9 protein-coding genes are annotated in these 9958 nt (G+C 70.2%); 7 read left to right on the forward strand and 2 right to left on the reverse strand.

The features are described from left to right. Positions 1–275: 275 nt before the first annotated feature. Positions 276–707, reverse strand: a complete 432-nt coding sequence (locus AB0M65_RS37815; RefSeq protein WP_076159697.1) for a metallopeptidase family protein — start codon at positions 705–707, stop codon at positions 276–278. Positions 708–823: 116 nt separating this feature from the next. Here AB0M65_RS37815 and AB0M65_RS37820 point away from each other — a divergent pair, with 116 nt between their 5' ends. From AB0M65_RS37820 to AB0M65_RS37845, 6 genes are all read left to right on the forward strand, one after another. Next, positions 824–1177: a DUF3499 domain-containing protein gene (locus AB0M65_RS37820; protein ID WP_033261311.1), complete on the forward strand. Its 354-nt coding sequence runs from the start codon at positions 824–826 to the stop codon at positions 1175–1177. Positions 1178–1248: 71 nt separating this feature from the next. Further along, positions 1249–2604 (forward strand): phosphomannomutase/phosphoglucomutase, encoded by a 1356-nt coding sequence (locus AB0M65_RS37825; protein WP_364039342.1) that lies wholly within the window; start codon positions 1249–1251, stop codon positions 2602–2604. A gap of 52 nt (positions 2605–2656) precedes the next feature. Next, on the forward strand, positions 2657–2878 hold the full coding sequence (locus tag AB0M65_RS37830; RefSeq protein ID WP_364039346.1) for a Trm112 family protein: 222 nt from the start codon (positions 2657–2659) through the stop codon (positions 2876–2878). Then, positions 2862–3953, forward strand: a complete 1092-nt coding sequence (locus AB0M65_RS37835; RefSeq protein ID WP_364039349.1) for a hypothetical protein — start codon at positions 2862–2864, stop codon at positions 3951–3953. Before AB0M65_RS37830 ends, AB0M65_RS37835 begins: the two co-directional genes overlap by 17 nt. Before the next feature lie 67 nt (positions 3954–4020). After that, entirely contained in the window at positions 4021–5244 is a 1224-nt protein-coding gene (gene manA / locus AB0M65_RS37840; RefSeq protein ID WP_364039361.1) for a mannose-6-phosphate isomerase, class I, read from the forward strand. Positions 5245–5622: 378 nt separating this feature from the next. Beyond that, a complete protein-coding gene (locus tag AB0M65_RS37845) occupies positions 5623–5781 on the forward strand; it encodes a hypothetical protein (protein ID WP_364039352.1) in 159 nt (52 codons plus the stop codon). A gap of 19 nt (positions 5782–5800) precedes the next feature. Here the strand turns inward: AB0M65_RS37845 and AB0M65_RS37850 are convergent, their stop codons facing one another. Then, entirely contained in the window at positions 5801–8800 is a 3000-nt protein-coding gene (locus AB0M65_RS37850) for a BTAD domain-containing putative transcriptional regulator (protein ID WP_364039355.1), read from the reverse strand. 157 nt (positions 8801–8957) lie between these two features. Here AB0M65_RS37850 and AB0M65_RS37855 point away from each other — a divergent pair, with 157 nt between their 5' ends. Then, positions 8958–9872, forward strand: coding sequence for a cation diffusion facilitator family transporter (locus AB0M65_RS37855; protein WP_364039358.1), 915 nt, complete (start codon positions 8958–8960; stop codon positions 9870–9872). The last annotated feature ends 86 nt before the right edge of the window (positions 9873–9958 follow it).

A 9958-nucleotide genomic window follows, 5' to 3' on the forward strand; every position in this document is an offset into this window, starting at 1 on the left:
CCAATGCCACATTGGGCGCACCCGAGCCCGGAGGCATTGGGGACACTCAACGTCCCCAATGCCACATTGGGCGCACCCGTCTCCCGACCGCAGCACAAAATCCGAGTTATCCACATGCCAGTCCCCTTGTGGACAACTCAGCCATCCAGCGCCATTTCCGCAGGTACCGTCGTACCCCGGCGATACGCTGGGCTGGGGACGCCCCCCGGGAAGGGTGGGGGCCGCGCCGGAGCGGGCAAAGAGGCCCCAGGGCCACGGGGCCAAAGGGGAGTGGGTCAGTCGCCTTCGATGACGTCGGGTTCGACGCCGAGGTAGCCGGCCACCTGTTCCACGAGGACGTCGTGGACGAGTTCCGCGAGTTCGCCTGGGTCCTTCGCGCGTGCTTCGAGGGGGCGGCGGTAGAGGACGATGCGGGCCCGCGTCGGGAGGCCGGCGCGGTCGACGCCGGCGGGCACGAGCCGCGAGAGCGGGACGGCGCCGTCGTGCAACACGCCGTCCACTCCGGTCGGTGCGCCATCCGAGCGAACTTCGGGGACGTCGTCGACGGCGACGTCGAGCTTCGTCAGCTCGTGCCGCCACCGCGCTTCGATGGGTTCGAGCGCGTCCAAAACCAGTGCGTCGAACCTTTCCGCCCTGCTGGCGGCGGCGGGAAGGGTCGACGGATACAGCGCTCCGCGCAGGCCCCGGCCGTGCCGGTCCCGGCGCATCCGCCGTCGCTGTCGGGAATCACGAGCCGTCGCCACGATCCGAAGGGTACGCGCTCGGCGAGTCGAAGCGCGTGTCGCCGGTACACCTGGCCGAGGACGCGCTATCGTTCTCGATCGTGCGGAGCGTACGAAAGTGTTCGCGAACGGGTTGTCTCGAACCCGCTGTCGCCACGCTCACGTATGCCTACAGCGATTCGACAGCCGTCGTGGGACCCTTGGCCACCGCGAGCGAGCCGCACTCCTATGACCTCTGCGAAGCCCACGCCCTCCGGCTCACCGTCCCCAAGGGCTGGGAAGTCGTCCGGCACGAGGGTGCCTTCGCCGCTCCCGACCCGTCCGCCGACGAGCTGACCGCGCTGGCCGAGGCCGTCCGCGAAGCGGGACGTTCGGACAAGCCCGCACCCGCCCCCGAACCCGAGGGACCGTCAGGCAGGCGCGGCCACCTGCGCGTCCTGCCCGGCCGAGCCTGACGCAAGGGCCCGCCGGTAGGCTTTCGAGGCGCCAGAGGGCGTTGTAACGAGACTATTGGCGGGGAGCAGGCGTGCCAGACCTTTCGGGCATCGTGAAGGCCTACGACATTCGTGGCGTGGTCGGTGAGCAGCTGGACGCGGCGCTCGTCCGCGACCTCGGTTCGGCGTTCGCCCTGTTGATCAAACCCGAGTCGGACTCCGTGGTCATCGGCCACGACATGCGTGACTCCTCGCCGGAACTGTCCGCCGCCTTCGCCGACGGCGTGACCTCGCAGGGCCTCGACGTCGTTTCGATCGGTCTCGCCAGCACCGACCAGCTGTACTTCGCGTCCGGGTCGCTCAACCTGCCCGGCGCCATGTTCACCGCCAGCCACAACCCGGCGCGGTACAACGGCATCAAACTGTGCCGCTCCGGCGCGGCCCCGGTCGGCCAGGACTCCGGTCTCGCGGAGATCCGCGACACCGTCGAGCAGGGTGTACCCGCCTTCGGTGGCCAGCGTGGCTCGGTGACCCAAACGGACGTCCTCGCCGACTACGCGGCGTACCTGCGCAAGCTCGTCGACCTCTCCGGCAGCCGCCCGCTGAAGGTCGTCGTCGACGCCGGCAACGGCATGGGCGGCCACACCGTCCCGACCGTCTTCGCGGGCCTGCCCCTCGACGTCGTGCCGATGTACTTCGAGCTCGACGGCAACTTCCCGAACCACGAGGCCAACCCGCTCGACCCGAAGAACATCGTCGACCTCCAGGCGAAGGTGCGCGAGGAAGGCGCCGACGCGGGCCTGGCCTTCGATGGCGACGCCGACCGCTGCTTCGTCGTCGACGAGCGCGGCGAGCCGGTGTCGCCGAGCGCCATCACCGCGCTGGTCGCGGTCCGTGAGCTGGAGAAGGAGCCGGGCGGCACCATCATCCACAACTTGATCACGTCGAAGGGGGTGCCTGAGATCGTCGCCGAACACGGCGGCAAGCCGGTGCGCACCCGGGTCGGGCACTCGTTCATCAAGGGCGAGATGGCCAAGACCGGCGCGATCTTCGGCGGCGAGCACTCCGCGCACTACTATTTCCGCGACTTCTGGCGTGCCGACACCGGCATGCTGGCCGCACTGCACGTCCTCGCGGCCCTCGGCGAGCAGTCGGGCCCGCTCTCCGAGCTGACCGCCGAGTACTCGCGCTACGCGGCCTCCGGTGAGATCAACTCGACGGTGGACGACCAGATCGCCCGCATGATCGCGGTCAAGGACGCTTTCGCCGCACGCGACGGCGTCGAGATCGACGAACTCGACGGTCTCACCGTGCAGCTGCCCGGCGGCGGCTGGTTCAACCTGCGCCCGTCCAACACCGAGCCCTTGCTCCGCCTGAACGTCGAGGCCGCCGACACCGAGGCCGTCCGGGCGCTGACCGAAGACGTACTGGCGATAGTTCGTGGGTAACGAATGTGTCGTGAAAACACACATAGAGATATCCCACAGGTAGGGAGTGAGCATGGCCGTCACGCTGGACGCACAGTTGCTGGAGATCCTGGCCTGCCCGTCCCCCGATCACGCACCACTGCGGACGGGGACACCGGCGGACCCGGACGCCGACGCACTGACCTGTACGGACTGTGGTCGAGTGTATCCAGTCCGTGATGGAATCCCGGTATTGTTGCTGGACGAAGCCACCGAGCCGACGAATCCGGATGGCGCCCATGCCGACGGTCCCTGACGATTCCCTGCTCGACGATCCCGCGCGGCTGGCCGAGGCCGACAGCGCGGGACTCCTCCGTGCCGCCGCGATGGCGGGCGCCCAGGTCCGGGCGACCGTCGAGGCGGCAGCCGAACTCGAGCTGAGCGATCGCCTCGACGTCGGGCGCCCGCGTTCGCTCGTGCTGCTCGACCGGCCGGGCGTCAGCCGGACACTGACCCGGCTGGTCGCCGCGCTGCTGACCCCGTCGTGCCCGGTCCCGGTGGTCGTCGCCGAAGTCGTGCCCAGCTGGATCGGCGCGCTCGACGTCGTCTTCGCGCATACCGACGACGCCGGTGACCGCGAGCTGGCCGCTTCACTCGAACGTGCCGCCCGGTTCGGCGCGACGGTCGTGCTGTCCGCCCCCGCCGAGGGGCCGGTCGCGGCCGCCGTCGCGGGCAAGGGGCTGCTGCTCGCGCCGAGGCTCCCAATCCCGCCGGAGATGGCCTTTCCGCGCGGGCTTGCCGCCGCGCTGCTCACCGCGAACGCACTCGGCCTGCTGGTGGCCGATCTGGAGCAGCTCGCCGACCAGCTCGACGCGGAAGCCGAGAAGGACTACCTCGCCAGGGACTCGTTCGCGAACCCGGCCAAGGCCATGGCCCTGAAACTGGCCGAGCGGCAGCCGCTCCTGTGGGGGCTGGATCCGGTCGCGGTCGCCGTCGGCGAGCACGCCGCCCACGCCTTCGCCGCCCACGCGGGGATCGTCTGTGACGTGGAGGACTACCGCCAGGCGCTGGCCAGGCCCGCTTTGCGGCGTGCGGCGTTGTCCGGGGGAGTGGAGCGCGATATCTTCGCGGACCCGGAGGAGGGCGCCGGTTTGACGCCGAAGGTGCTGCTCCTGTCGATCCGGACCGGGCCCGCCACCGAGGCGGCCCGCTACCAGGCGGAAGACCTGCTGCCCGGCGCGGACGTGATCGCCCCGGCCGAGGAGATCGAAGCGGACGAGATCGTGCGTGCGGCCGTTCTCGCATTGCGATTCGAGCTGGCCGCGGTCTATCTGGGGCTGGCCATCGGCAGCATCGGCGGCGCCGGGAGGTACACGCCCGCAACGGCGTGAGCCCCGCGCGCGACGTGAGGAAATGAGGGCAGGCACCACCCGTGCCCGGCGAGGAGTTGAGGTGACAGTGGAGCTGCTGCGCAATGCCGTGCGGCCCTACGCGTGGGGATCGAGAACGACGATTCCCGAGCTGCTGGGGCGACCGGTGCCGGCGCCACACCCGGAAGCGGAACTGTGGATGGGCGCCCACCCCGGCGACCCGTCGCAGGTGATCGGCCCGGACGGCACCGAGCGGAGCCTGCTGGAGCTCGTCGAAGCCGACCCGGTCGGCCAGCTCGGTACGGCCTGCGCCGGGCGCTGGGGTGGCAGGCTGCCGTTCCTGATGAAGATCCTCGCCGCCGAAGAGCCGCTTTCGATGCAGGCGCATCCGTCGGCGGAGCAGGCGGCGGAGGGATACGCGCGCGAGGAGTCGGCGAAGATCCCGCGCGACGCCTCGAACCGCAACTACCCGGATCCGACGGCGAAACCGGAACTCGTCTGCGCGCTGACCGAGTTCCACGCGCTGGCGGGCTTCCGCGAACCGGAGCGCACGATCGCCCTGCTGAAGGCGATCGAGACGCCCGGGCTGGCGAAGTACGCGGTGCTGCTGGAAGCCCAGCCGGATCCGGCCGGGCTGCGCGCGTTGTTCACCACCTGGATCACCCTGCCGCAGGCCGCGCTCGACGAACTGCTGCCCGAAGTCCTCGATTCGTGCGTCAAACACATCCAGGAACACGGCGAGTTCGACCTCGAATGCCGGACCATCCTGGAACTCGGCGAGGCCCATCCGCGTGACGCGGGCGTGCTCGCGGCGCTGCTGCTCAACCGGCTCACCCTCAGCGCCGGCGAGGCGATCTACCTGCCTGCCGGGAACCTGCACCTGTACCTGCACGGCACGGCCGTCGAGATCCTCGCGAACTCGGACAACATCCTGCGCTGCGGGCTGACACCCAAGCACGTCGACGTGCCGGAGCTGCTGCGCGTCGTCGACTTCGCGTGCGGCGAGATGCCGGTACAGAGCGGCGATCCCGAGGCACGCCTGTCGGTGTACCGCACCGACGCGCCGGAATTCGAGCTGTCGCGGATCGAGTGGGCGGCCGGTGACGGCGGCGAGGTCGCCGTCGACGACGTCGGCCCGCAGATCCTGCTGTGCACCGCGGGCAGCCTGCTGGTGACCGCCGACGACGGCGAGCAGGTCGAACTGCGCCGCGGCCAGTCGGTCTGGCTGCCGGCCGCCGACCCGGCCGTCCTCGTGCGCCCGCTTTCCGGCGAACGCACCCAGGTCTTCCGCGCCACCGCCGGCACCTGCTAGCCCCGATCTCCCGCGTTTAGTCCTCTGGTTGCGGTACTTGCACGTGCAAGTACCGCAACCAGAGGACTAAACGCGTAGCGGGGACGGCCGAACTGTGTGCGTTCCGTGTGGTGGGTTCAGCAACCATCGTCCGAAGGGGTGACCCGGCGATTGTCGTCGGCTCGTTCCGGAAGTCGATGGCCAAGGAGAACCCCGCAGTGATGTCCCTTTCCGACGCGGTGAGCGAACTCGCTTACCGGCTGACAGCCGCGCTCGTTTCCGTGCGTCCCGGCACTTTGTTCGCCGTGCTCGGCTTCGCCGTCGTGACCGCGCTCGTGCCGGTCGCCGAGAGAGCACGTCTCCTGCCGAGCGGGCACGACCTGGCCGTCTCGGGCGCAGGTGCTGGCGGGGACCGCCGGGGACGCGATCGAGGCCGTCAAAGCCGTCGGAACCGAACTGCGGGGCCTCGCCGCCGACGCGCAGGGCAGGCTGAACCTTCCCGCGATCACGCTGGCGGCCGGCTCATCGCACAGTGATTTCCGGATGGTGCTCGTCTGAGGGGTCGGGCACCATCCGGTCAGGCCGGGGCGGGTTCGGTGAGCGACAACAGCAACCGGACGAGGGTCGAAGCGTTGGCGTCGTGGGGGACATCCAATCGCTTCGCCTCTTCACCCGCCGCCTCGGCCGCTTTTGTTTCCCCGACGGCCTCGTACGCCCTGCGCAGCACGTGCAGGGTGAGGCCGGTCGCGGGTTTCCCGCCCATGGCGCGGAATTCGTCGAGACATTCGCGCAGTACAGGGATCGCGCGGTCGGCGCGGCCGTCGCCGATCCAGCTGGCGGCGATCGCGCGGGTGCAGGAGAGTTCCCGCGGCCGTTCTTCGAGCGCGCCCGCCAGCCGCCGCGCGTTCTCGTAGGCCTTCACCGCTCCTGCCCGCTCGCCCGCCCCCGCGAGGATCGCGCCCTGTGTGCGCAACGACTTCGCCAGCGAGGACCTGGCCGTGGTCCGGCGCAGCACCCGGACCGATTCCCCGATCGTCTCCAGTGCCTGTTCCGTGCGGCCGTCGAGCATCAGCGACCACGAAAGTCCTTGCAGGGCGACGCCCAGCTGGCGTTCGTCACCGGATTCCCGTGCCAGTGCGAGGATCCGGCGATCGATCTCCAAAGCCTCCGAGACCTTGCCGAGCCGGTGCAAGGCGGCGGATTCCGCCCGCCGCGCATGGGTTCCCGAATCCTCCACAGTGGACAGTGCGCGGGCCTGGGTGGCGGCGTCCAGTGATTCCCCCGCCCGGCCGAGCCCGACCAGGCAATGCGCCAGGTTGGTCTCCACCCACGCCTGAGCGGAATTGTCACCGAGCGCCGCCAGCTCCTTCGAACACGCGCGGTATCCCTCGGCGGCGCGTTCGTACTCGCCGCGGGCGTGCAGCAGTACCGTCAGATTCGCTTCGGCGATGACCAGGATATGCCTGTCGTCCGACTCGCGCGCTGCGTCGCGCAGGATCTCGTAGGCCGTCCGCATATCGGTGTAGTGGCTGTGCAAGTACAGGTACGTGCTCAGTCTTTCCAGTATTCGCAAGGCCTTCCGCCGCCAGCCGAGTGCGACCAGCGACGAGACCGCGGTGACCAAATTGGCCCGCTCCGCAGCGAACCACGCCCCTGGGTCGCGCAGCAGCCGTTCGACCAGCTCGGCCGACAGGGGCTGCGCCGGGACATCCTGATCCGACAACGGCATCGGCACCGTGCGCGGCAGGCGCCGGGCAGCCGTGTCGGCGAGACACAGCGCCGCGTCCGACACCTTCGCGACGGTGGCCACCCGCTCGGCGCGGGTCTCCAGTTCACGGCCGAGTTCGGTGGCGAACACACGTACGAGGTCGTGCACCCGGAACCGCTGCTCGCCGGTCTGGTCGAGGCCGGTCGCTTCGAGCAGGCTCGCCTCGACGAGTTCGTCCACGGCGTCGGCGGCGCCTTCGTCGTCGATCAGCGTCGACACCGCCCACGCGGGGAGATCGAAGGTGCGGCAGCGGCCGATCAGCCGGAACGCGCGCCGCGCGGGCGGGCTCAGCGCCTCGTAGCTCAGCGCGATACTGCCGCGGACCTGCAGATCGCTGACCCGCAGTTCGTCGAGGCGGGAGACCTCGTCCTCCAGTTTCGCGGCGAGTTTCCCGAGCGGGAGACCCGGCCGCATCGCGAGCCTGCTGCCGGCGATCCGCAACGCCAGCGGGAGGTTTCCGCAGGCTTCGGCGATCCGTTCCGCGTCCGCGCGCTCGGCGCCGACGCGATCGTGGCCTGCCAGCCGCTCCAGCAACGTCAGCGCTTCGGCGCCCGACAGCGGGGCGAGCGCGAGGCGATCCGCCCCCGCGAGCCCGGAAAGCCGTTGCCTGCTGGTGATCAGGACGGCACTGCCCGGCGTGCCCGGAAGCAGCGCGCGGACCTGATCCGGGCCGGCGGCGTCGTCGAGCACCACCAGGACACGTCTGTCGGCGAGACGGCCGCGATAGACCGCCGCCCGCGCCTCGACGTCGTCCGGGATCGCCGGACCGGTGACGCCCAGCGCGCGCAGCAGGTCGCCGAGGACGTCGGCGAGGTCTCGCGGACTGGACGCGCCGGCGAGCGGGACGAACAACTGGCCGTCCGGGAAGGACCGGCGGAGCCGGTGCGCGGTGCTGACCGCGAGGGTGGACTTGCCCGCGCCGGGTTCGCCGGTGATCACCGCGACCGGGACGCCGGTGCCATCACCGAGCAGACCGGAGAGTTCGGTGATCTCGGCCTCGCGGCCGGCGAAGTCCGCGATATCCGGCGGGAGCTGGCAGAGCGGGAAGACCGACGGCGTCTTGGTGCCGGGCGCCGGATCCTCGCCACGCAGCACGGCGGCGTGCACCCGGCGGGCCTCGGCGCCGGGCTCCACGCCGAGTTCCTCGACCAGCGTGGTGCGCAGCTCGCGGTAGACACCCAGCGCGTCGGCCTGCCGCCCGGCGCGGTGCAACGCGATCATCAGCTGGGCCGCCAGCCGCTCGCGCAGCGGATGCTCGGTGATCATCGCCTGGAGTTCGCCGGTCAGCTCGCCGTGCCTGCCGTCGGACAGCTCGGCGTCGACACAGTCTTCGAAGGCGGCGAGGCGTTCCGATTCGAGCCGGGCGACGTCCGCGTCGAGCCACGGGATGTGCAGTCCGGAAAGGACCGGCCCGCGCCATTCCGCCAAGGCGCGCCGGTAATGCCCCGCGGCTGCGGCCGGATCGCCCGCCCGTGCGGCCGCCTTGCCCGCGGCCGCCGCGTCGCGAAAGGACAGCAGATCGAGCTCGCCGGGCTCGACCAGCAGGCGGTAACCGTGCGGGTCCCGCTCGATCTCCAGTCCCTCGATCCGTGCCCGCAGGCGGGAGACGTACGTGTGCAGGTTCGAGGCGTACGACTTCGGCGGCGTCTCCGGCCAGAGCGTCTCGACAAGGGCACTGGCCGGGACGGACGCGTTCGCGTTGAGCAGCAGCACGGCCAGCAGGGTGCGCTGGTGATCGCCGCGCGGCGTCATCCGGCGTCCGGGCGGGCTCTCGATCGTCAACGGTCCGAGCACGCCGAATCGCGGCACAGGCACCTCCCCAGGTCATGAGAGGGGCGAGACTAGCGAGCGGTTCCGACAATTCCGTGACCTGTCCTGCCCGGCGCCAGGGGGCTCATCTGCACTGCTAGCCTTCGAACCCGGCATATCGGGACACCATTTTTCGAAGACACCAGGGGAGTCGCACGTGTCTGCAGGTGGCGGAACCAAGGCGATCATCGCCGCGCTCGTGGCGAACGCCGGCATCGCGGCCGCGAAGTTCACCGGCTTCCTCATCACGGGGTCGTCCTCGATGCTCGCCGAGTCCGTGCACTCGCTGGCGGACACCTCGAACCAGGGCCTCCTGCTGCTGGGGCAGAAGACGTCGCAGCGCAAGGCGACCCGCACGCATCCCTTCGGCTTCGGTCGCGACCGGTACTTCTACTCGTTCATCGTCGCGCTGATGCTCTTCAGTCTCGGTTCGGTGTTCGCGTTGTGGGAGGGCATCCACAAGATCGGCGAGCCTGAGGCGCTGAAGACGCCGTGGGTGGCCGTCGGCATCCTGGTGGTCGCGATCGGGCTGGAGTCGTTCAGCTTCTACACCGCGATCCAGGAGTCGAAGAAGATCAAGGGCGACGCGGGCTGGTGGGCGTTCATCCGCCAGGCGAAGACCCCCGAGCTGCCGGTAGTCCTGCTGGAGGACGCGGGCGCGCTGCTCGGCCTGATGTTCGCGCTCGCGGGCGTCGGACTGTCCGTCGTCACCGGCGACCCGGTGTGGGACGGCATCGGCACCGTCACCATCGGCCTGCTGCTCGGCGTCATCGCGGTCATCCTCATCATCGAGATGAAGAGCCTGCTGATCGGCGAGGGCGCGACCGAGATCGACCTCGACACCATCGTCGACGAACTCGCCGCCGGCAAGGTCGAGCGCGTCATCCACATCCGGACGCTGTACATCGGCCCGGACGAGATGCTGGTGGCCGCGAAGCTCGCGCTGGTGCCGGGGCTGGAAACGGGCGAAGTCGCGCAGGCCATCGACGACGCTGAAGCACGCGTGCGGGCGAAGGTCCCTACGGCGAAGCTGATCTACCTGGAGCCGGACTTGGATCGCTCGCTGGCCTGAGCCTCGGTTGGTCGTGAGGGTCGTGGCGAACGGCTCGATTTCCCCGGTGCGACGCTCATGCCCGGCCTGGTCAACGCCCACGTGCA

This window comes from Amycolatopsis sp. NPDC051071 (assembly GCF_040682875.1).
Classification (GTDB): Bacteria; Actinomycetota; Actinomycetes; order Mycobacteriales; family Pseudonocardiaceae; genus Amycolatopsis.

Coding starts and splice junctions, on each gene's coding strand:
- AB0M65_RS37815 (WP_076159697.1), bottom strand. CDS start 707: ATGCGCCGGGACCGGCACGGCCGGGGCCTGCGCGGAGCGCTGTATCCG.
- AB0M65_RS37830 (WP_364039346.1), top strand. CDS start 2,657: ATGGCCGTCACGCTGGACGCACAGTTGCTGGAGATCCTGGCCTGCCCG.
- AB0M65_RS37835 (WP_364039349.1), top strand. CDS start 2,862: ATGCCGACGGTCCCTGACGATTCCCTGCTCGACGATCCCGCGCGGCTG.